This window comes from Pseudomonas sp. WPR_5_2 (assembly GCF_003634475.1).
Lineage (GTDB): Bacteria > Pseudomonadota > Gammaproteobacteria > Pseudomonadales > Pseudomonadaceae > Aquipseudomonas > Aquipseudomonas izuensis.
In genome coordinates, this window is sequence record NZ_RBLA01000011.1 from 64,927 (window position 1) to 86,820 (window position 21,894).

Annotated in this window: 16 protein-coding genes; 8 read left to right on the top strand and 8 right to left on the bottom strand. The window is 59.6% G+C overall.

Features of this window, described 5'->3' with window-relative positions:
* Nucleotides 1–6: 6 nt before the first annotated feature.
* Together BJ917_RS29635 and BJ917_RS29640 are read left to right on the top strand one after the other, a co-directional pair.
* Nucleotides 7–3,648, top strand: a complete 3,642-nt coding sequence (locus BJ917_RS29635) for a transporter substrate-binding domain-containing protein (protein WP_121105861.1) — start codon at nucleotides 7–9, stop codon at nucleotides 3,646–3,648.
* A gap of 48 nt (nucleotides 3,649–3,696) precedes the next feature.
* Nucleotides 3,697–6,642, top strand: coding sequence for an HD domain-containing phosphohydrolase (locus BJ917_RS29640; protein WP_121105863.1), 2,946 nt, complete (start codon nucleotides 3,697–3,699; stop codon nucleotides 6,640–6,642).
* Here BJ917_RS29640 and BJ917_RS29645 read toward each other — a convergent pair whose 3' ends face one another.
* Entirely contained in the window at nucleotides 6,643–7,125 is a 483-nt protein-coding gene (locus BJ917_RS29645; RefSeq protein ID WP_121105865.1) for a GAF domain-containing protein, read from the bottom strand. It abuts the gene before it with no gap.
* Nucleotides 7,122–8,012, bottom strand: coding sequence for an ATP-binding protein (locus BJ917_RS29650; RefSeq protein ID WP_121105955.1), 891 nt, complete (start codon nucleotides 8,010–8,012; stop codon nucleotides 7,122–7,124). The genes BJ917_RS29645 and BJ917_RS29650 overlap by 4 nt, the downstream gene beginning before the upstream one ends.
* A 121-nt stretch (nucleotides 8,013–8,133) precedes the next feature.
* Between BJ917_RS29650 and BJ917_RS29655 the strand changes: the two genes are divergently transcribed.
* Nucleotides 8,134–10,497, top strand: coding sequence for a response regulator (locus BJ917_RS29655; protein WP_096515251.1), 2,364 nt, complete (start codon nucleotides 8,134–8,136; stop codon nucleotides 10,495–10,497).
* Here BJ917_RS29655 and BJ917_RS29660 read toward each other — a convergent pair.
* The 3 genes from BJ917_RS29660 to msrB form a co-directional block, all read right to left on the bottom strand.
* Nucleotides 10,481–10,942 carry a MarR family winged helix-turn-helix transcriptional regulator gene (locus BJ917_RS29660; protein ID WP_096509780.1) on the bottom strand — a complete coding sequence of 154 codons (462 nt, stop codon included), beginning with the start codon at nucleotides 10,940–10,942 and terminating at the stop codon, nucleotides 10,481–10,483. The genes BJ917_RS29655 and BJ917_RS29660 overlap by 17 nt on opposite strands.
* Nucleotides 10,939–11,424, bottom strand: coding sequence for a glutathione peroxidase (locus BJ917_RS29665; protein WP_121105867.1), 486 nt, complete (start codon nucleotides 11,422–11,424; stop codon nucleotides 10,939–10,941). Before BJ917_RS29665 ends, BJ917_RS29660 begins: the two co-directional genes overlap by 4 nt.
* 199 nt (nucleotides 11,425–11,623) lie before the next feature.
* Nucleotides 11,624–12,019, bottom strand: coding sequence for a peptide-methionine (R)-S-oxide reductase MsrB (gene msrB / locus BJ917_RS29670; protein ID WP_121105869.1), 396 nt, complete (start codon nucleotides 12,017–12,019; stop codon nucleotides 11,624–11,626).
* Between the two features lie 226 nt (nucleotides 12,020–12,245).
* Here msrB and BJ917_RS29675 point away from each other — a divergent pair, with 226 nt between their 5' ends.
* Together BJ917_RS29675 and htpX are read left to right on the top strand one after the other, a co-directional pair.
* A complete protein-coding gene (locus BJ917_RS29675) occupies nucleotides 12,246–13,457 on the top strand; it encodes a pyridoxal phosphate-dependent aminotransferase (protein ID WP_096509778.1) in 1,212 nt (403 codons plus the stop codon).
* Nucleotides 13,458–13,773: 316 nt separating this feature from the next.
* Nucleotides 13,774–14,664, top strand: a complete 891-nt coding sequence (htpX, locus tag BJ917_RS29680; RefSeq protein WP_077044600.1) for a protease HtpX — start codon at nucleotides 13,774–13,776, stop codon at nucleotides 14,662–14,664.
* A gap of 179 nt (nucleotides 14,665–14,843) precedes the next feature.
* Here htpX and BJ917_RS29685 read toward each other — a convergent pair whose 3' ends face one another.
* A complete protein-coding gene (locus tag BJ917_RS29685; RefSeq protein ID WP_096509777.1) occupies nucleotides 14,844–15,500 on the bottom strand; it encodes a thiopurine S-methyltransferase in 657 nt (218 codons plus the stop codon).
* Between the two features lie 103 nt (nucleotides 15,501–15,603).
* On the opposite strand from BJ917_RS29685, the gene BJ917_RS29690 reads away from it, so the two are divergent.
* Nucleotides 15,604–16,371, top strand: coding sequence for a class III extradiol ring-cleavage dioxygenase (locus BJ917_RS29690; RefSeq protein ID WP_121105871.1), 768 nt, complete (start codon nucleotides 15,604–15,606; stop codon nucleotides 16,369–16,371).
* Nucleotides 16,372–16,578: 207 nt separating this feature from the next.
* Here the strand turns inward: BJ917_RS29690 and BJ917_RS29695 are convergent, their stop codons facing one another.
* Nucleotides 16,579–18,252 (bottom strand): DEAD/DEAH box helicase, encoded by a 1,674-nt coding sequence (locus tag BJ917_RS29695; RefSeq protein WP_096509775.1) that lies wholly within the window; start codon nucleotides 18,250–18,252, stop codon nucleotides 16,579–16,581.
* A gap of 422 nt (nucleotides 18,253–18,674) precedes the next feature.
* On the opposite strand from BJ917_RS29695, the gene BJ917_RS29705 reads away from it, so the two are divergent.
* Entirely contained in the window at nucleotides 18,675–19,466 is a 792-nt protein-coding gene (locus tag BJ917_RS29705; RefSeq protein ID WP_096509774.1) for a crotonase/enoyl-CoA hydratase family protein, read from the top strand.
* A 136-nt stretch (nucleotides 19,467–19,602) separates the two neighbouring features.
* Here the strand turns inward: BJ917_RS29705 and BJ917_RS29710 are convergent, their stop codons facing one another.
* Nucleotides 19,603–20,358, bottom strand: coding sequence for a spermidine synthase (locus BJ917_RS29710; RefSeq protein WP_096509773.1), 756 nt, complete (start codon nucleotides 20,356–20,358; stop codon nucleotides 19,603–19,605).
* A 164-nt stretch (nucleotides 20,359–20,522) separates the two neighbouring features.
* Between BJ917_RS29710 and BJ917_RS29715 the strand changes: the two genes are divergently transcribed.
* Nucleotides 20,523–21,869 carry a class II 3-deoxy-7-phosphoheptulonate synthase gene (locus tag BJ917_RS29715; RefSeq protein ID WP_096509772.1) on the top strand — a complete coding sequence of 449 codons (1,347 nt, stop codon included), beginning with the start codon at nucleotides 20,523–20,525 and terminating at the stop codon, nucleotides 21,867–21,869.
* Nucleotides 21,870–21,894 lie beyond the last annotated feature (25 nt).

A 21,894-nucleotide genomic window follows, 5' to 3' on the forward strand; every position in this document is an offset into this window, starting at 1 on the left:
AACAGGATGCCCGGTCATTTAAAGGACTACCTGATACTGATGGCCGTGGGCCTGTCCCTGAGCACCTCATCGCTCGCGGCCCAGGGCAGCGAACACTTCGCCTTGCTGAGTCGCTCGACGGCCGGACAGCTGGACATTCAATTGGACACATCGCAAAGACAGTGGCTCCAGTCCAGGCAAGAACTGATCCTTGGCACCTCGGCACCGGATTATCCGCCCTTCGACTTGACCCTCAGTGGCCACGACTATGAAGGCTTCACCGCCGATTACGCGGGCACACTGGGCCAGGCCACCGGTTTACCCATCCGGGTTCAGCGCTTTGCATCCCGTGGAGCCGCCATTGAAGCCCTTGAAAAGGGTGAGGTCGACCTGCTCGGTACCGCCAACGGGTTCGAAGCACGCAATGCCGACATCGTACTGTCCACGCCCTACGCCGTGGATCAGCCGGTCCTGGTGACCCGTGAAGGCGAAACCAGATCCCTGACCGATGGCCTCGAGGGCATGCGCCTGAGCATGGTGTATCACTACTTGCCGCTGGAGGAGGTCAAGACCCTTTATCCGAAGGCGATCATCACGTCCTATCCGTCCTACCAGAATGCGATCAATGCTGTTGCCTTCGACCAGGCTGACGTGTTTCTCGGCGATACCATCTCCACCCACTACATGATCAACAAGGGCTATCTGAATAACATCCGCATGGCCAACTTCGGCAAACACGAAGCCCACGGTTTCAGTTTTGCGGTGCACCGCAACAATCCCGAACTGCTTGGCATCATCAATGCGATGCTCGTCGCCATCCCCAACAGCGTTCGAGAAAACATTGCCAAACGCTGGAGTGCCGGTAGTGACATTCTGCTCACCGATCACAAACTGGAGCTCAGTTACAGCGAAGAACGCTGGCTGGCGCAACACCCGGTGGTACGCGTGGTGGTCAACGAAGCCTTCGCACCCCTTACCTTTTTCGACAGTGCCGGCAACTTTCGAGGGGTTGCCGCAGACCTGCTCGAGTTGATCAGATTGCGCACCGGTTTACGCTTCGACATCCAGCGCAGTCGCAACGACAGCGAAATGGTCCAGCGAATCAAGGATGACCAGGCAGATCTGATTGCCGCACTGCTTCCCAGCGCACAACGCGACACCCAGCTGAACTTCAGCCGTCCCTACCTGCAAAATTCCTATGTCCTGCTGACGCGCAAGGCCCCGGACAGCCCGACCAACCTGACGCAGCTGAACGGCAAACACCTGGCCATAGCACAAGGTCATCCGCTGATGGCTTATCTGCGTAGCGAGTACCCGCAGATAAAGCTCGTCGAGACCCCGGACACGTTCAGTGCCGTAGAGATGCTGGCCGAGGGTCAGGCAGAGGGCACGGTGAACTCATTGGTGATCGCCAATTACTTCATCTCATCCAGACTGTTCGAACCCACCCTGCAGATCAGTACCACCATCGGCACCGAGCAGGCAGCCTTTTCCCTGGCGACCGGCCGGCAAGCCAAGGAACTTCATGACATCCTCAACAAGGCCCTGTTGAGTATCGCGCCGGAGGAACTGGGCATCATCAACAGCCGTTGGCGTGGCTATTCGGCGTCATCGCAAAGCACCTGGCGCAACTATCAGCGGCTGTTCTACCAAATCGTCATCGGTGCTGGTGTGCTGTTACTGATTTCCGTGGCCTGGAATGCCTACATGCGGCGCCAGATCAATCAACGCAAGGCTGCGGAGCGTGCATTGAACGATCAGTTCGAATTCATGCGCTCGCTGGTCAACGGCACCCCTCACCCGATTTATGTGCGCGATCGTCAGGGCCTGCTGCAAAGTTGCAATGACAGTTACTTGCAAGCCTTCAGCGCCAAACGCGAGGACGTCATCGGCAAAAGTGTCATCCACGGCACCCTGAGCAATGCCTTCGAAGCCCAGGAATACCACGCGGACTATCAGCGAGTCGTGGCCGAGGGCACCCCACTGATTCTCGACCGTGCGCTGCATATCGGCGGCCGTCGGTTGACGATCTATCACTGGATTCTCCCCTACCGCGACTCAAGCGGCGAAGTGCAAGGCATCATCGGTGGCTGGATCGACATCAGCGAACGCCGGCAATTGTTCGATGACCTGCGTTGCGCGAAAGAGCGTGCCGATGAAGCCAACCGTGCCAAAAGCACGTTTCTGGCCACCATGAGTCATGAGATCCGCACACCGATGAATGCGGTCATCGGCATGCTCGAACTGACACTCAAGCGGATCGAACACAACCACCCTGACCGCCCGGCCATCGATGTGGCGTACAACTCGGCGAAGGATTTGCTGGACCTGATCGGCGACATACTCGACATCGCGCGCATCGAATCCGGACACCTGAGCCTGAGCCCGGAACCTGTCAATCCGCGAGAGATCGTGGCGTCGGTGGTGCGGATTTTCGATGGGTTGGCCCGGCAGAAAGAACTTGAACTCCAGCTGGATTTCAGCCCGGCCACTCCGTCCTTCGATGTCCTGCTGGACCCGCTGCGTTTCAAGCAGGTGCTGTCCAATCTGGTCAGCAATGCCATCAAGTTTACCGAGCACGGCCAGATCAGGATTAGCGTCGACCTGCACCCCACCGCCGAGCACGATCAGGTGCAGATGCAGTTGCAGGTCGAGGACAGTGGCATAGGCATCAGCGAAGAGGATCAACGGCGCCTGTTCGAACCCTTCGCTCAGGCCGATAACGCCGGGCAAACGGCCCGAGGTGGCACCGGGCTTGGCCTGGTGATCAGCCGCAGCCTGTGTGAAAGGATGGGCGGCAGCTTGCAATTGAGCAGTCAGCCGGGTGTCGGTACGCAAGTACTGATGTCGCTGCTTTTGCCGACACTGCCAGGGGCGTCCCGGGTGGAAAAAACCGAAACGCAGATCCACCACGCCACAGCCTCGTTGAACGTTCTGGTGGTCGACGATCATGCCGCCAATCGTTTGCTCATTTGCCAGCAACTGGAGTTTCTGGGTCATCGGTTCAGTGTCGCGGAGAATGGGCAGAAAGGCTTGGAGGTGTGGAAAACCGGTGCGTTCGATCTGGTGATCGCCGATTGCAACATGCCGGTCACGAATGGATATGAGCTGGTCCGAGCCATTCGCCGACATGAAAAACAAACGCAACAGGCACCCTGCACGGTTCTGGGTTTCACTGCCAATGCGCAACCGGAAGAAATTCAACGCTGCAAGCATGCCGGAATGGATGACTGTCTGTTCAAACCCCTGACCCTGACCGCCCTGAGCCAATGGGTCGAAGGCATAGCACCGACCGCCCTCGTTCCGGCTTTCAGCCTGGAAGGCTTGCAGCAGTTGACCGGCGGCAATCCCGTGCTGAACCAGCGACTGTTGACCGAACTGCTCAACAGTAACCGTCTCGATCGCCAGGGGTTGCTGGCACTCTGCGGCTCCTTGGACCCGCAGGCCTTTATCGATATCGCCCACAAGATCAAGGGTGCCGCGCGAATCGCCCAGGCGATTCGCTTGATCGACAGCTGCGAAGCGCTGGAAACAACTTGTCGCAACGACTTCCACCCCGACAAAGTCGCCGAATGCTGTGCCGCAGTGGAACGTGCCCTGCTGGAACTGGATCAGGCGCTGTTGCAACAAATCGGACAGAGCGACGAAAGCAGAATCACAGAGGCTTAACTATGCTTGGACGCTGAGCAGTGTGTTAACCATCATGGAGTGACCTGCATGTCCAGCCCACTGCGCCCGGATCAACGGCGGCTCCCGCTGCACATTCATATCAGCGTGATGCTTACCTGCCTGCTGTTGCTGACCGGACTGGTGCTGGGCATTTTCAATTATCAGCAATCCACCCAGATCATCCTGTCCAGCAGCGAGAAGCTCTTCGATCGCATCGAGCAGGATGTCCGCCTTGACCTGAAAGCGACCTACGAACCGATTCGTCACCTGCTGAGCCTGCAGATCCTCAACCCCGCCGTACAGGCACCGGACCTGGAGCAACGCCTGGCGTTGCTCAAACCCTTCAGCCAGTCACTCACCGACAACCCCGATCTGGCGTCACTGTATCTGGGCTACGGCAATGGCGATTTTTTCATGGTTCGCCCCCTGCGAACCGACGACTTGAAAACACTGCTCAACGCCCCGAAGACAGCGGCCTATCAAGTGTGGAGCATCGAGCGAAGCAGTGGCGGCCAGGTACATTCGCAATCCTTGTTTTTCGACCGGAACCTGGCTTTCATCAGCCGTCAGGATAATCCCGACGATCCCTACGATCCGCGTAGCCGCGCCTGGTTTACCAGCGCCGCCCGCGACAACGATCAAATCACCACAGAACCCTATGTCTTTTTCTCCACCCACAACGTCGGCACCACCCTGGCCCGACGCAGCGGCGAGCAATTGGTCATGGGCGCGGACCTGACCCTGGTCGAACTCAGTGCCACCCTGGCCAAGCATGTGGTGACCCCTGCTACCGAAATCGTCCTGTTCGATGCCCAGGGCAACGCCATTGCCTACCCCGACGCCAGCCGGCTGATCATCGACGATCAGACCGTCCGCCTGGCCAAGGCCGCCGACCTGAGCCCCAGCCTGGGTGCCCTACTCAACAACCCTCCCGAAGGTAATCGCCTGAATGTCGGCGGTCGCCAATGGATCGTCGCCCGCAGCAGCATGCAGGAAGGAGGCCCCCGGGGACTGCAGTTGGCACTTTTGGTGCCGGAAGATGAATTGCTGATCGACGCTTACCGCGTGCGCTGGCAAGGTGCGCTGATTACCCTGGCGACGCTGCTGTTGTGCGTGCCGCTGGGCTGGTTGACCTCCAGAGTCCTGGTCAAGCCCCTGCGCGCACTGGTGCAGGAAGCGGATGCGATTCGCAGTTTCGATTTCAATTTTCCGCTGTCCCGTCGCTCTCCGGTGCTCGAAATCGACCAACTGAGTGTGTCGATGACGCGCATGAAAGACACCCTGGCGAGCTTCTTCCAGATCACCGACAGCCTAAGTGCTGAAACCCGGTTCGCCCCGTTGCTGCAACGGGTGCTTTTTGAAACCGTGAAAATCGGCCAGGCCCAGGCCGGCCTGATCTATCTGCGCGAAGGCGACGGCGATCGCATGGAACCCCACGGCCTGGTCATCAACGAGACTGCGCAGCCCCTGTCGTCGTTCGATATCCACGCGCACGAACTGCATAACCCGCAGAGCCCCGCCTGGCTACAGCAGTTGTCGAGTGCCGACAATGTCGTCTGTAATCTCGGTTTCGAACAGGCGGGGGATTTGCAGAAAGTGCTGCTGGCACTGGACTGTCCCCGGGTGCACCTGATCGGCATCCGCTTGCACAATCGTCATAACGAAACCGTGGGTCTGCTGGTGTTTCTGCTGGCCGACAGCGGCAACCAGAGCGACCTGGAGAAACTTCGCCCGGATCGCATTGCGTTTCTGCAGGCCGTGTCCGGTGCAGCGGCGGTGAGTATCGAAAGCCAGCGCCTGCAAGCCCGACAGAAACAACTGCTGGATGCCTTCATCAAGCTGCTGGCGGGTGCAATTGACGCAAAGAGCCCTTACACCGGCGGGCATTGTCAGCGTGTGCCGGCCCTGACCCTGATGCTTGCTCAAGCCGCTGCCGCCAGCAAGGATCCGGCCTTCAACGGCTATCAACCCACCGATGATGAATGGGAAGCCCTGCACATCGCGGCCTGGCTGCACGACTGCGGCAAGGTCACCACCCCGGAATACGTCGTGGATAAGGCCACGAAGCTGGAAACCCTGAACGATCGCATCCACGAAATCCGCACCCGTTTCGAAGTGCTCAAGCGCGATGCCTGGATCAGCTACTGGCAGGCGCTCGCCCACGGCGGCGATGAGCAACACCTGACGCAACTGCGTGAGGCCACCCTGGCCGGGCTGGATGATGACTTCGTCTTTGTAGCCCGCTGCAATCTCGGCAGTGAAGCCATGGCCGAGAGCGACCTGCAACGCCTGCGCAGCATCGGACAGCGCACCTGGACCCGAACCCTGGATGACCGGCTGGGGGTTTCCTGGGAAGAGAATCAGCGACAGGCCCGTACCCCGCCTCCCGCTTTGCCGGTCGCCGAATCGCTGCTGGCGGACAAGCCCGAGCATCTGTTCGAACGCGCCGAAGCCGAACTGATTGCGCCGGACAATCCCTGGGAGTTCAAACTTAATGTACCCCGCTACAAGTACAACCGTGGCGAACTCTACAATCTGAGCATTACCCGCGGCACCCTGACCATTGAAGAGCGCTACATCATCAATCACCACATCGTGCAGACGATCCTGATGCTCAACCATCTGCCCTTCCCCGGCCACCTGCGCAACGTGGCGGAAATCGCCGGAGGTCATCACGAAAAGATGGACGGCACCGGCTATCCAAAACGCTTGAAGCGTGAGGACATGAGCCTGCCGGCGCGGATGATGGCGATCGCCGATATTTTCGAAGCGCTGACCGCTGCCGACCGGCCGTACAAGAAGGCCAAGCCATTGAGCGAAGCGCTGGGCATCATGGCCACTATGTGCCGGGAGGCCCACATCGACCCTGAGTTGTTCGGGTTATTCATCAAGGCGCGCATCTATCTGAAGTACGCCGAGCGTTTCCTCGACCCACGGCAAATCGATGTGGTAGACCCGTCAGGCCTGCTGATCAAGGCAGGCCTGACGGCGTGATCAGCAGTCGGTCAGGCGCAGGAAAATCGCCGCCAGTTGCTCGATACCGGCCTGGTCCTGCGCAGTGAAACGCGCCAGTTTCGGGCTGTCGAGGTCCAGTACACCGATCAGGCGACCGTCCTTGACCAGTGGCACCACCAGTTCGCTGTTCGATGCACTGTCACAGGCGATATGCCCGGGGAATGCGTGCACATCTTCGACCAACTGCGTCTGCAAGGTGGCCGCCGCGGTTCCGCACACACCCCGACCGAACGGAATCCGCACGCAGGCGATCTGCCCCTGGAACGGGCCCAGGACCAGTTCTTCGTTGCGATTGAGGTAGAATCCGGCCCAGTTCAGGTCATCGAGCTGATTGAACAGGAACGCCGAAAACTGCGCGGCGTTGGCAATGAAATCCCGCTCATCCGCCAAGAGTGACTCAAGCTGCGCGTGCAGCATGCGGTAGCCTTCCAGGCCCTGGCCGCTCTTTTGTAAATCGATCATGCCTTGTGCTCCAACAGTTTCAGCCCGACCCAATAACGGGCAAATTGATAGGCGCAACGTCCGTTACGATTGCCGCGCCCCGTGGCCCAGCGCACCGCGAGGATGTCCAGCTCTTCGGTGCGTTGCCACTTGAGGCCGGCCTTGTCGGCCAGTTGACCGATCCAGTGCTCGACGACGTTGAGAAAGTGTTCCTGGGTGAACGGATAGAACGACAGCCACAATCCGAAACGATCCGACAGGGCGATCTTGTCCTCCACCGCCTCGCTGGGGTGCAATTCGCCATCGACCCGTTTCCAGTTTTCGTTATCGCTTTCCTTTTCCGGCACCAGGTGGCGACGGTTGGAGGTGGCGTACAGCAACACGTTGTCCGGTGCCTGTTCCAGGGAACCGTCGAGTACGCTTTTGAGCACGCGATAGTCACCCTCGCCCGACTCGAACGACAGGTCATCGCAGAACAACACAAAACGCTGGGGCAGTTTGGCGATCTGTTCGACCACCCGCGGCAAATCCGCCAGGTGATCGCGCTCGATCTCGATCAGGCGCAAACCGGCCTCGGCGTGCTCTGCCAGCAAGGCGCGGACCAGCGAGGATTTACCGGTGCCGCGCGAGCCCCAGAGCAACGCATGGTTGGCCGGCATGCCATCGAGAAACTGTTGGGTATTGCGCCCCAGTTGTTCCACCTGGCGGTCGACGCCGATCAGGTCGGACAAACGCATATCGAGGCTGACCTGCAGCGGCAGCAGAAAGCCGCTACGGCCCTCGCGTTGCCAGCGCGCGGCCAGGCAGGTTGTCCAGTCGATGGCTTGCCGAGGGGTAGGCAGCAACGGTTCGATACGGGCCAGAACGGCATCGGCGCGTTCAAGAAAAGCATTCAATCGGGAATCCACGTCTTCTCCTCGGGCACGTTCACAGTAATGATGGCGATACAGCGACAACACATAGGGCTCCATGACCGGGATCAGCCCCGATACAGAGACTCGCGAGAACATCGGCATCCATGCATCGGCTATGCTTGAGCAGCGAAGGGAAACGAAAGTGATCCAACACCCCATGGATATCAAGTTCACCAACCGGCTGTCTTACAAACAAGCCCGGCTGACCGTGCTGGTCGGTTTTATTCTGGGCACGCTGCTCAGTCTGCTGCAAATAGGCATCGATTATGCCAGTGAAGACGCCTCCATCAACCGTGAAATCCTGTCTTTGCTGGAAATCAGCCACAACCCTGCCTCGCGCATCGCCTACAACATCGACGCCGAACTCGCTCAGGAACTGACCCTGGGCCTGCTGCGCTCGCCGGCGATCATCGGCGCCAGGCTGACCGACAACAACGGCAACGTGCTGGCCAACGTCAAGCGCCCCGGCCTGCAAAGCGGCTATCGCGTGCTCAGCGATCTGCTGTTCGGCGCCGACCGGCAGTTTGAGGACCGCCTCTATCTGGACCACTTGCCAGGCGAAGCCCTCGGCACGCTGCAACTGGACGTCGACACCTACTCATTCGGATATCGGTTCCTGCGTCGCGCCGAAGTGACCCTGCTCAACGGTTTCGCCCGCAGCCTGATCCTGACCGGCCTGCTGCTGGCGCTGTTCTATGTGATGCTGACCAAACCCTTGGTGCGGGTGATCCGTGAACTCAGCGGCCGCGATTCGCGCAGCATTGAACCCACCTCCCTGGAATGCCCGACCGGGCACGCCAATGACGAAATCGGCGTGCTGGTGAAAGTCGCCAACCAGCAATTCGAAAATGTCGCCACCGAAATCCAGCAGCGGCGCAACGCGGAAAACCGCCTCACCGACTACCTCAGCCAACTGGAAAACATCGTGTCGGCGCGCACCGCCGAACTCAAGGCGATCAACACCCGCCTGAGCCAATCCAATGAAGAGCTGGAAGTCGCCCGCAGTACTGCCCTGGACATGGCCGAAGCGCGTTCGGTATTCCTGGCCAACATGAGCCACGAAATCCGCACGCCCCTCAATGGCTTGCTGGGAATGATTGCGCTGTCGCTTGACGGCCCGCTGACTGCCGAGCAACAGCAACAGCTGTCCATTGCCCATGACTCGGGCAAGGTGCTGGTGGAATTGCTCAACGACATTCTGGATCTGTCGAAATTCGATGCCGGCCAGCTTGAACTCGAACACATCCCGTTCGACCTGGCCTCGCTGATCGAAGACACCGCCAACTTGCTGTCGCAAAACGCGGCACCGAGTGTCGAGCTGACCTGCCTGATCGATCCGCAATTTCCGGCACTGGTACTCGGCGATCCGACCCGGGTCCGGCAGATCGTCAGCAACCTGCTTTCAAACGCCCTCAAGTTCACCCGTTTCGGGCGAGTCGATGTGCGCCTGTCGACCGCCGGCGATGGCGTCAGAATCGAGGTCTGCGACACGGGCATCGGCATCCCCCAGGACGCTCAGGTGAAAATCTTCCAGCCCTTTACCCAGGCCGGTGCCGGAATTACCCGGCAATTCGGCGGTACCGGATTGGGCCTGGCGCTGACCTACAACCTTTGCGAAGCCATGCAAGGGCGCCTCACCATCAGCTCGGAAGCGGGTTTCGGCAGCCAATTCTGCGCGCAACTGCCACTGCCCCGGCACACCCGGGCCCTCGTACCGCCGTCTTTGAAGGGCAAGGTCATCGCCATTACCGCCGCCAGCAGTGGCCTGGCGGAACTGCTGGGTAGCGTGTTACCTGGCTGGGGAGTGGACTATCAGCAGCGCGCCATCGACGACCCGTTGATCGGCCTGGATTTCGACATGCTGATTACCGATTGCCCGGAATGCTTGTTTAACCTGCGCCCTACCTTCACCGCGCCGATTTTGCTGGTGACCGCTTATGGCAATTTCATGCCCAGCGAACAAGTCAACGCCCTCGCCCCCTTGCAGCAGCAGGCACGCCCCTTGGCACGCAATGCGCTGCACCAGAACCTGCGCCGCGTCCTGCAACCTGAAATCGCCACCATTGGCGACATCAGGATCGATGCGCAATCCCCACAACGTCGCGCGCGGGTGCTGCTGGTCGAGGACAATCCGGTCAATCAACTGGTGGCCAAGGGCATGCTCGGCAAACTCGGGTGCGAAGTGATCGTCGCCGCCCATGGTGTCGAGGCACTGGATCAGTTGGAAGGCAGCGAGTTCGATCTGGTGTTGATGGACTGCAACATGCCGGTGATGGACGGCTATGAAGCGAGCCGGCAAATCCGCCGCAGCGGACGCTGGCCGCAATTGCCTATCGTCGCCCTGACCGCCAACGCCATGTCCGAGGAACGCGAACGTTGCCGTGCGGCGGGCATGAGCGACTACCTGGCCAAACCGTTCCGCCGGGAAGAGTTGGTCGCGCTGCTAGATATCTGGATACCCGTTACGACAGTGCCTTGATTTGCCCCAACAGGTGATCCAGGCCGTCGCGCAACTGATTCAGGCGATCCAGATCCACGCCGCTGTCGCACAACAGTCGAGCCTTCAGCGGTCCGACCTGATCGCGCAATGCCAGACCGGTCGGCGACAGGCTCAAATGCACCTCACGCTCATCCCGGGCCGAACGCTGACGCTGTACCAGCTGCAGTTGCTCAAGGCGCTTGAGCAACGGCGTCAGCGTGCCGGAGTCCAGCGCCAGGCGCTCGCCCAGGGCCTTGACGGTGGGCTGCTCCGGTACTGTTTCCTGCCATTCCCACAACACCAGCATCGCCAGGTATTGCGGGTAGGTGAGGCCCAGTTGATCGAGCATCGGCTTATAGGCACGAATCACCGCCCGGGAAGCAGCGTACAGCTTGAAGCAGAGCTGGCTGTCGAGGTTCAGGGAGTCGACGGACAAGGTGTTCATTTGAGCAGGGCTTCGATCTCGCGGCTCAGGTCCTGTGGCTTGGTCGCCGGGGCGAAACGCTTGACCAGCTTGCCGTCCTTGCCGATCAGGAACTTGGTGAAGTTCCACTTGATGCCCTGTGAACCGAGCACGCCCGGTGCACGCTTTTTCAACTGCACGAACAGCGGATGGGCATCGGCGCCGTTGACCTCGATCTTTTTGAACAGCGGGAAACTGACACCGTAGTTCAACTCGCAGAACTCACTGATCGCGCCTTCGTTACCCGGTTCCTGCTTGCCGAATTGATTGCAGGGAAAGCCCAGCACCACCAGGCCTTTGTCCTTATAGGTCCGCCACAACTCCTCCAGCCCTTTGTACTGTGGGGTGAAACCGCATTTGCTGGCGGTGTTGACCACCAGCACGGCTTTGCCGGCGAAATCCGCCAGGGTTTTTTGCTCACCCTTGATAGTGGTGCACGGGATGCTCAGCAGGTTGTCGCTCATGATGAAGGCTCCGGATTCGGGAAGATGCAGCAAACATAGCGAGCAATTGAATTGTGTGCAATTTAAATTATCGGACGTCGCCCCATTATGTAGGAGCGAGCTCTGCTCGCGATGGTCGTCAACGATAACGCGGGATGCCTGATGCCCCGTGCTGCCCTCAAGTCCATCGCGAGCAGAGCTCGCTCCTACAGAGGGCCTGTTATTCGCGGGGTACCAGATCCAGGCACACCGAGTTGATGCAGTAACGCAGACCGGTAGGTGGCGGGCCATCGGGGAACACATGCCCCAGGTGCGCATCGCATTTGGCGCAGACCACTTCGGTGCGGATCATGCCGTGGCTGGTGTCGCGAATCTCGACCATGGCACTGTCGCCGATCGGCGCATAGAAACTCGGCCAGCCGCATCCGGAATCAAATTTGGTTCTGGAATCGAACAGCGGCTCGTTACAGCAGATGCAGTGGAAAATGCCGTCGACCTTGCTGTCGTTGTATTTGCCGGAGAACGGGCGTTCGGTGCCCTTGAGCCGGCACACGTTGTACTGCTCGGGATCGAGCATGGCTTTCCATTCTTCCAGGGTTTTTTCCAACTTTTCCATCATCACACCTCGGCGGCTGAAAAAGCCCGATCTGTACCTTTTCCACGGATCAGGCGGCACGTATGATTGCGCCTCGTCAAACGCCAGTCTGGCAGCCAGACCACGCGCATTCAAACGGATTTACGGATGCTGCCTCTCAAGGCGTCAGGCCTGTGCGATTGCGCAGGATTCCCAGTACGGTTGTTCACACGCCGCCTGGATCGTTCATTTTCGGGAACACATCGCCATGCAGGTCAGCAAATCGAACAAGCTCGCCAACGTCTGCTACGACATTCGCGGCCCGGTGCTCAAGCACGCCAAACGCCTGGAAGAGGAAGGCCATCGCATCCTCAAGCTGAACATCGGCAACCCGGCGCCCTTTGGTTTCGAAGCGCCGGATGAAATCCTCCAGGACGTCATCCGCAACTTGCCGACCGCCCAGGGCTACAGTGATTCCAAGGGCCTGTTCAGCGCGCGCAAGGCCGTGATGCAGTACTACCAGCAAAAGCAGGTGGAAGGCGTCGGCATAGAAGACATCTACCTGGGCAATGGTGTTTCCGAGCTGATCGTGATGTCGATGCAGGCCCTGCTCAACAACGGCGACGAAGTGCTGGTGCCGGCACCGGACTACCCACTATGGACCGCGGCAGTGAGCCTGTCGGGTGGTAATCCGGTGCACTACCTGTGCGACGAGCAGGCCAACTGGTGGCCGGACCTGGCGGATATCAAGGCCAAGATCACCCCGAACACCAAGGCACTGGTGATCATCAACCCGAACAACCCGACTGGCGCGGTGTACTCCAAAGAAGTGCTGCTGGGCATGCTGGAACTGGCCCGCCAGCACAATCTGGTGGTGTTCTCCGACGAAATCTACGACAAGATCCTGTACGACGATGCCGTGCACATCTGCACCGCTTCCCTGGCTCCCGACTTGCTGTGCCTGACCTTCAATGGCCTGTCCAAGTCCTATCGCGTCGCCGGTTTCCGCTCCGGCTGGATCGCCATTTCCGGCCCGAAACACCATGCCCAGAGCTACATCGAAGGCATCGACATGCTGGCCAACATGCGTCTGTGTGCCAACGTGCCGAGCCAGCATGCGATCCAGACCGCGCTGGGTGGTTATCAGAGCATCAACGATCTGGTGCTGCCGCCCGGGCGCCTGCTGGAACAACGCAACCGCACCTGGGAACTGCTCAATGACATTCCTGGCGTGAGCTGCGTCAAGCCAATGGGCGCGCTGTATGCGTTCCCGCGCATCGATCCGAAAGTCTGTCCGATCCATAACGACGAAAAATTCGTCCTCGACCTGCTGCTCTCCGAGAAGCTGCTGGTGGTACAAGGCACGGCCTTCAACTGGCCGTGGCCGGACCACTTCCGCGTCGTGACCCTGCCACGGGTCGATGACCTGGACATGGCTATCGGGCGCATCGGCAACTTCCTCAAAACCTATCGCCAGTAAATGGCCATCACCGTGCGACGTCCACAGGCGTCGCACGGTGATTCATTCAGCAACACATGTTTACGCCCTGCCGAATCCAGTCATCTCGTTTCCCGACCAACCACACACAGCCCGTTCTCGCCTAACAACGGCGGGCGCTGCAATGCCCACAAGTCTTACAAACACTTCCCGGTACAACGTCGGAAATACCCTGCAAGCAGCTAAGCTATTGCCGTAGGACACAGTTTGAAATAGTCACCTGGTTGAATACCCCGGTGCAGCACCTTATATACCCCGCAGTACGCTACATCTTTAGCATAAGGAGATTTCTACAACCATGATGCGCATCCTGCTGTTTTTGGCCACTAACCTGGCGGTCGTGCTGATTGCCAGCATCACGCTAAGCCTTTTCGGCTTCAACGGGTTCATGGCGGCCAATGGGGTTGATCTCAACCTCAATCAGCTGCTGATTTTCTGTGCGGTCTTTGGTTTCGCCGGTTCCCTGTTCTCGCTGTTCATCTCCAAGTGGATGGCGAAGATGAGCACCAGCACCCAGATCATTACCCAGCCACGTACTCGCCACGAGCAATGGCTGCTGCAAACCGTCGAGCAACTGTCCCGTGAAGCCGGGATCAAGATGCCCGAAGTCGGGATTTTCCCGGCCTACGAAGCGAACGCGTTCGCCACCGGCTGGAACAAGAACGACGCACTCGTCGCGGTCAGCCAGGGCTTGCTTGAGCGTTTCTCGCCGGATGAAGTGAAGGCCGTTCTGGCTCACGAAATCGGTCATGTGGCCAATGGCGACATGGTGACCCTGGCGCTGATCCAGGGCGTGGTGAACACCTTCGTGATGTTCTTCGCACGGATCATCGGCAACTTTGTCGACAAGGTGATCTTCAAGAACGAAGAAGGCCAAGGGATCGCCTACTACGTGGCGACCATTTTCGCCGAACTGGTCCTGGGTATCCTCGCCAGCGCCATCGTCATGTGGTTCTCGCGCAAACGGGAATTCCGTGCCGACGAAGCCGGGGCAAACCTGGCCGGTACTGCCGCGATGATTGGCGCCCTGCAACGCCTGCGTGCGGAACAAGGTCTGCCAGTGCACATGCCGGACACCCTGAATGCTTTTGGCATCAACGGTGGCCTCAAACAGGGCTTCGCTCGCATGTTCATGAGCCATCCACCGCTGGAAGAGCGTATCGACGCACTGGCTCGTCGTCGGGGCTGAGTGCTTCCAAGGCAAACAAGAAGGCCCGCAGTGATGCGGGCCTTTTTTATGCGCTTAAATATTGGGTGTTCTTTCGGCCCCCTTCGCGAGCGGGCTCGCTCCCACATTGGACTTGCGTACAACACGCCCCCCTGTGGGAGCGAGCCTGCTCGCGATGGGGCCGGAACAATCAACAAGCATTACCGGCTGGAAACCCGATACACCCGTTCCTCAAGCCGCGTAACACCCGCCTCCAGAAATTTCCCGCTCTCGCTCAAGACATCCTGATCCTCAAGGATCTTCAACCCCCACGCAGCCCCGAACAACCGCTGCACTTCATCGTCGAGTACGGCGAATGGTGGCCCGGACATTTGTGCCTGATCGTAATCCAGGGTGATCAACAACCCGAGGGACTGCCTGGGCAGTATCCGTTTCAAATGTTCGGCATAGCGCTCCCGCATCTCTGGCGGCAACGCTATCAGCGCCGCGCGATCATAAAGCGCGGAGCAATCCGCCACATCACCGGCACTCAGGGAGAAGAAATCACCGCACCACAGTTCAATCGAACCGGCGCGATAGACCTTGAATGGCCCCTGCTCGCTGATGGCGGGATCGAAACCATGCTCACCGAAGAAATCCTCCACGGCTTTTTCCGACAACTCTATGCCCAGGACCTCATGCCCCTGATGTGCCAGCCACAGCAAATCCAGGCTCTTGCCGCACAACGGCACCAACACCCGTGAACCTTCCTCAAGACCCAGCTGTGGCCAGAACCGTTTCAGATGACCGTTCACCTGCGGCAGATGAAAGCCGATCTGATTCGACGCCCACTTCTTGTGCCAAAACTCCGGCTGCATAAATAACCCCGAAAATTCGATCAAAACACCCTAAAACTTATATTAGATTTAGATCAATGATCTGACTGAAGATGGTGCCATCTTAACTCTCAGGAGCTCATTCATGTTCCCCAGCCTGTACATATCCCATGGCTCCCCGATGCTGGCCCTGGAACCCGGCGCCAGCGGGCCGGCCCTCGCTCGCCTGGCGGCAGACATGCCCAAGCCCAAAGCCATCGTGATTGTCTCGGCGCACTGGGAAAGCCATGAACTCTTGGTCAGCGCCAATCCCCGGCCCGAAACCTGGCATGACTTCGGTGGTTTTCCAAAGGCGCTGTTCGAAGTGCAATATCCGGCGCCCGGCGATCCCCGGCTGGCGGCCGAGGTTGTCGAGCTGTTGAACGCAGCCGACCTTCCCGCACGCAGCGACACTCAGCGGCCGTTTGACCACGGCGTCTGGGTGCCCTTGTCATTGATGTATCCGCAGGCCGATATTCCGATCGTCCAGGTTTCCCTGCCAACCCGTGGCGGCCCCGCCCTGCAAACCCGCGTCGGCCATGCCCTGGCCAGCTTGCGCGAACAGGGTGTGCTGTTGATCGGCTCCGGCAGCATTACCCACAACCTGCGGGAACTGGACTGGCATGCCGGCCCTGAGAGCGTCGAGCCCTGGGCGCAGGTATTTCGCGATTGGATGATCGAGAAACTTGAGGCCAACGACGAAACGGCTTTGCACGATTATCGTCAACAGGCACCGAACGCCGCGCGCAACCATCCCAGCGATGAACACCTGCTTCCGCTGTACTTTGCCCGCGGTGCCGGGGGTAATTTCACCGTCGCCCACAAAGGCTTCACGATGGGCGCGTTGGGTATGGATATCTACCGCTTTGGCTGACCGTTAAACCGAGTTGCGCCCTTCGCGAGCAGGCTCGCGCCCACATTTGATCTCGGTCGTTTACACCACTTGTGTGCGCAGAATATCTACTGTGGGAGCGAGCCTGCTCGCGAAGGGCGCACCACCGGCTCAAAGGAAAAAAAAGCAAAAAAAATCCCCGAACCAGTCGGGGATTTTTTATGTTCGATCAATCAGCCCGAAAGCGGATCAATCTTCGCGATAGCGACGCAGTTTCAACTGCTTACCGGCAACGCGAGTGTCCTTCAGTTTGGTCAGCAGACGCTCCAGACCATCTTCAGGCAGCTCGACGAGGCTGAAGCTGTCACGCACCTGGATGCGACCGATGGCTTCACGGGCCAGACCACCTTCATTGAGGATGGCGCCCAGCAGATTCTTGGCGGCGATACCGTCACGCGCACCCAGCGCGGTACGGCAACGGGCACGACCTTCGGCCAATGGGATCGGAGCACGACGCTCACGGTCACCACGGTCCGGACGATCACCGGAACGCTCTGGACGATCGCCACGCGGTGCGTTGTTCGGCACCAGTGGACGCTCTTTCTCGATAGCGGCCAGGTTCAGCGCTTGACCGTTGGTAGCCTTGCGCAGCAGGGCTGCGGCCAGGGCACGCGGGCTGCAACCGATGTCGGCGGTCAGGCGATCCAGCAGATCACCGTGAGTCGATTCGGCATCGGCCACCAGCGGCGACAGGCTGTTGGTCAGCTTCTTGATGCGTGCATCCAGAACCGCTTGAGCGTCCGGCAGACGAACTTCGGCAACCTTCTGACCGGTCACACGCTCGATCACTTGCAGCATGCGGCGCTCACGCGGAGTCACCAGCAGCAGCGCACGGCCTTCGCGACCGGCACGGCCAGTACGGCCGATACGGTGAACGTAGGATTCCGGATCGTACGGCATGTCAACGTTGAACACGTGAGTGATGCGCGGTACGTCCAGGCCACGAGCGGCAACGTCGGTCGCCACAACGATGTCCAGACGGCCATCCTTGAGGGAGTCGATCACGCGCTCACGCTGGTTCTGGGCAATGTCACCGTTCAGCGCAGCGGCTTTGTAGCCTTTGGCTTCCAGGGCGCTGGCCAGGTCCAGGGTTGCTTGCTTGGTGCGCACGAACATGATCAGCGCGTCGAAATCTTCCACTTCCAGCAAGCTGAGAACGGCAGAAGTCTTCTGGTCAGCGTGAACCAACAGGTGAGCCTGTTCGATCGCGGTAACGGTCTGGGTCTTGCTCTGGATCTTCACGTGCTTCGGATCGCGCAGATGGCGTTCGGCGATGGCACGGATCGATTGCGGCAAGGTGGCCGAGAACAATACGGTCTGACGGGTTTCCGGCATGGCCTTGAAGATAACTTCCAGGTCGTCCATGAAGCCCAGTTTGAGCATTTCGTCTGCTTCGTCGAGAACCAGGTGGTTCACGGTCGCCAGCACTTTTTCGTCGCGACGCAGGTGGTCGCACAGACGGCCCGGAGTGGCGACAACGATCTGTGCGCCATTACGGATTGCTTTCAATTGTGGGCCCATCGGCGCGCCGCCGTAGACAGCCACAACAGTTACGCCCGGCATTTGCTTGGCGTAGGTTTCGAAAGCGGTTGCAACTTGTAGCGCCAACTCACGAGTTGGGGCCAGGATCAGAGCTTGCGGCTCGCGCTTGGACGGATCAATGCGGTGCAGGATAGGCAGGGCAAAGGCAGCGGTTTTACCGGTACCGGTTTGCGCCTGACCAATCATATCGTGACCGGCGAGAATGATCGGGATCGACTGCTGCTGAATGGCCGAAGGCTCTTCATAGCCGGTAGCGACTACTGCAGCGACAATATTGGGATGAAGTTCAAGAGCGGCGAAGCCGCCGATTTCCTGGGTCATGGGTCTGCCTCTAAGTGCATCCGCAAAGACCCATGCTCCAAAGCTGCGCATGCCGTGTTGAGACTCAAGAGTCGCCCTGGCAGCTTTGTCGGCGGGGATTTGCGAAAACGAATGAATGAAAAGAATCGTTAAGGAAGAGTCCGCTGTACGGACGTGCAACCGAAGCTGACTTCGGGGAATTGCGCTACCTAAACGCGGCCCGGCTAAAGGCCGGCGCGCACTATACCGGAATTTGCCGAAAAAGGGAGCCTTTTTTTAACGTAAAACTGCCGCGTACAGCGTTCTGTCACAGGCTTTGCGGATAATCGTGCAAGCGTCTATTTTGCAAAGGCCCGGCCCTGCGGGTCATGGCGCTAAAACGGTTCACCTTGAACACGCGGACCGTCGGTCCGACTCCCCTTCCCGCTCGAGGAAATGCCCTCATGAAAGAGCTCGACACCCACCGTGTGAGCCGTGAAAAGCGCGGTCATGTCCTGTTGATCGGCCTGGATCGGGTCGCCAAACGCAACGCCTTCGATCTCGACCTGCTCAACGAGCTAAGCCTGGCTTATGGCGAGTTCGAGGCCGACAGCGAAGCGCGGGTGGCGGTGGTATTTGGTCATGGCGAGCATTTCACCGCCGGTCTGGATCTGGTGAATGCCAGCGCCGCGCTGACCGAAGGCTGGCAGGCTCCGCCCGGCGGCTGCGATCCATGGGGGGTATTTGCCGGTCCCCGAGTCAGCAAACCGGTGATCGTCGCGGCCCAGGGTTACTGCCTGACCATCGGCATCGAGTTGATGCTGGCCGCCGATATCAACCTGTGCGCCAGCAATACCCGCTTCGCGCAAATGGAAGTGCAGCGCGGCATCTTCCCCTTTGGCGGTGCCACGCTACGCCTGCATCAAGTGGCCGGCTGGGGCAATGCCATGCGCTGGATGCTGACCGGGGATGAGTTCGATGCCCATGATGCGTTGCACTTGGGTTTGGTGCAGGAAGTCATGGCCAGCGAGGATTTGCTGCCCAGGGCAATCGAGCTGGCCGAGCGCATTGCCCGTCAGGCACCGCTGGGGGTTCAGGCCACATTGATGTCGGCGCGACAGGCGCGTTATGAAGGGGAAACGGCTGCTGCCCAAGGGTTGCCGGTGCTGGTGAAGAAGTTGTTGGGCAGTGAGGATGCCCAGGAGGGGGTGCGTTCGCTGGTGGAGCGGCGGCCCGGCGTATTCAAAGGCTGTTGAGAGTTGTGTCGGCATTGATATCGCAATCGCGGGCAAGCCTTGCTCCCACAGGTTTTGCGTCGTCCACCGAGAATGTGAACGACACAAAACCTGTGGGAGCAAGGCTTGCCCGCGATGAGGCCCAACCAGACAGCACTCAAGTCGCCGGGCGAATCGCCTTGATCAACGACTGCAACGAATACCCCAACCGCGGCGCCAGTGCTTCAGCCCGGGCGGTCAACCCTTCCATATCGAGCTCCTGATCCAGCTCCGAAGGCACGATCAGGATCACGTTGCCCTCCTTCACCGGCAACTCCCAGTAATGCCGGTGATAGAGCCCGCGCAGCAATGCAGCGCCCAACGGCTTGCCGTCATCGGTTGCCCACTGATTGATCACCAGCCAGCCTCCGGGATTCAGGCGTTTCTGGCAGTTCTCCAGGAAGGTCCACGCCAGATGCCCAACGCCCGGACCCACGTCGGTATAGAGGTCGACAAAAATCAGGTCCGCCGGCTCGGCGGTGTCGAGCAGTTCCAGCGCATCGCCCACGCGGATATACAGGCGCGGATCGTCATCCAGCCCAAGGTATTCGATGGCCAGGCGCGGCACATCCGGGCGCAGTTCGATGGCCTCGACATCTTCCAGCGGCAGGAACTTGAGGCAGGCCTGGGTTAGCGTGCCGGCGCCGAGACCCAGGAACAGCGCGGATTCGGGCTGTTCGTGGCATAGCGCACCGATCAGCATCGCCCGGGTGTAATCGTATTCGAGCCAACTCGGGTCGGCTGTAAACACACAGCTTTGCTCGATGGCATCACCGAATTCGAGAAAACGGTAATCAGCCACTTCCAGCACACGAATCACGCCAAATTCGTCCTGCACCTCGGCGAGCAAATGCTCGACGCGCTCCTCAGTCATTTCGTCTCCCGATCGTCGCCATGCCTTCAATATAAAAAGCGGCAACGCAATAACACCGCGAACAGGGGGCGGCAAAGGCGCGATTGTCCGCCAAGCTTCGGGAACAGGTCACGCACTAATTGCTGATAACATGGTTGTCCGAGCGTAAAACATTAGAGACCGCGATGAGCCAACCCTGGAGCCCTGACAGCTGGCGCGCCTTGCCGATCCAGCAACAACCCCGATATCCCGACGTGGCGCATTTGCAGCATGTCGAGCAAACCCTGGCCAGCTATCCACCGCTGGTGTTTGCCGGTGAAGCCCGGGAATTGCGCCGTCAGTTTGCCGAGGTGACCCAGGGCCGCGCGTTTCTGTTACAAGGCGGCGACTGCGCGGAAAGCTTCGCCGAGTTCTCCGCCGCGAAAATCCGCGACACCTTCAAGGTGCTGCTGCAAATGGCGATTGTCATGACCTTCGCGGCCGGTTGCCCGGTGGTCAAGGTCGGGCGCATGGCCGGGCAATTCGCCAAGCCCCGCTCGGCCAACGATGAGACGATCGACGGCGTGACCCTGCCGGCCTACCGTGGCGATATCGTCAACGGTATCGGTTTCGACGAAAAAAGCCGCGTGCCGGACCCGGAGCGCCTGCTGCAGTCCTATCACCAATCCACCGCCACCCTGAATCTGTTGCGCGCATTCGCCCAGGGCGGGTTTGCCGACCTGCATCAGGTGCACAAGTGGAACCTGGACTTCATCGCCAACTCGGCCCTGGCGGAAAAATACAGCCACCTGGCCGACCGCATCGATGAAACCCTGGCCTTCATGCGTGCCTGTGGCATGGACAGCTCGCCGCAACTGCGCGAGACCAGTTTCTTCACCGCCCACGAAGCGCTGCTGCTGAACTACGAAGAAGCCTTCGTGCGCCGCGACAGCCTGACCAACGATTATTACGACTGCTCGGCCCATATGCTGTGGATCGGCGACCGCACCCGTCAGCTCGACGGCGCCCACGTCGAATTCCTGCGCGGGGTGAATAACCCGATCGGCGTCAAGGTCGGCCCGAGTATGAACCCCGAAGACCTGATTCGCCTGATCGACGTGCTGAACCCGGACAACGATCCGGGCCGTCTTAACCTGATTGCGCGGATGGGCGCGAACAAGGTCGGCGATCACTTGCCGCAGCTCATTCGCGCCGTGCAGCGTGAAGGCAGGCAAGTGCTGTGGAGTTCGGACCCGATGCACGGCAACACCATCAAGGCCAGCAGCGGCTACAAGACCCGCGACTTCGCGCAGATCCTCGGTGAAGTGAAGCAGTTCTTCCAGGTGCACGAAGCCGAAGGCAGTTATGCCGGTGGCATTCACATCGAGATGACCGGGCAGAACGTCACCGAGTGCATTGGTGGCGCGCGGCCGATAACCGAGGACGGTCTGTCGGATCGTTACCACACCCATTGCGACCCGCGGATGAATGCCGACCAGTCGCTGGAGTTGGCATTCTTGATTGCCGAGACCCTGAAACAGGTTCGGCGTTAAATAGCGTCGCTCCCTTCGCGAGCAG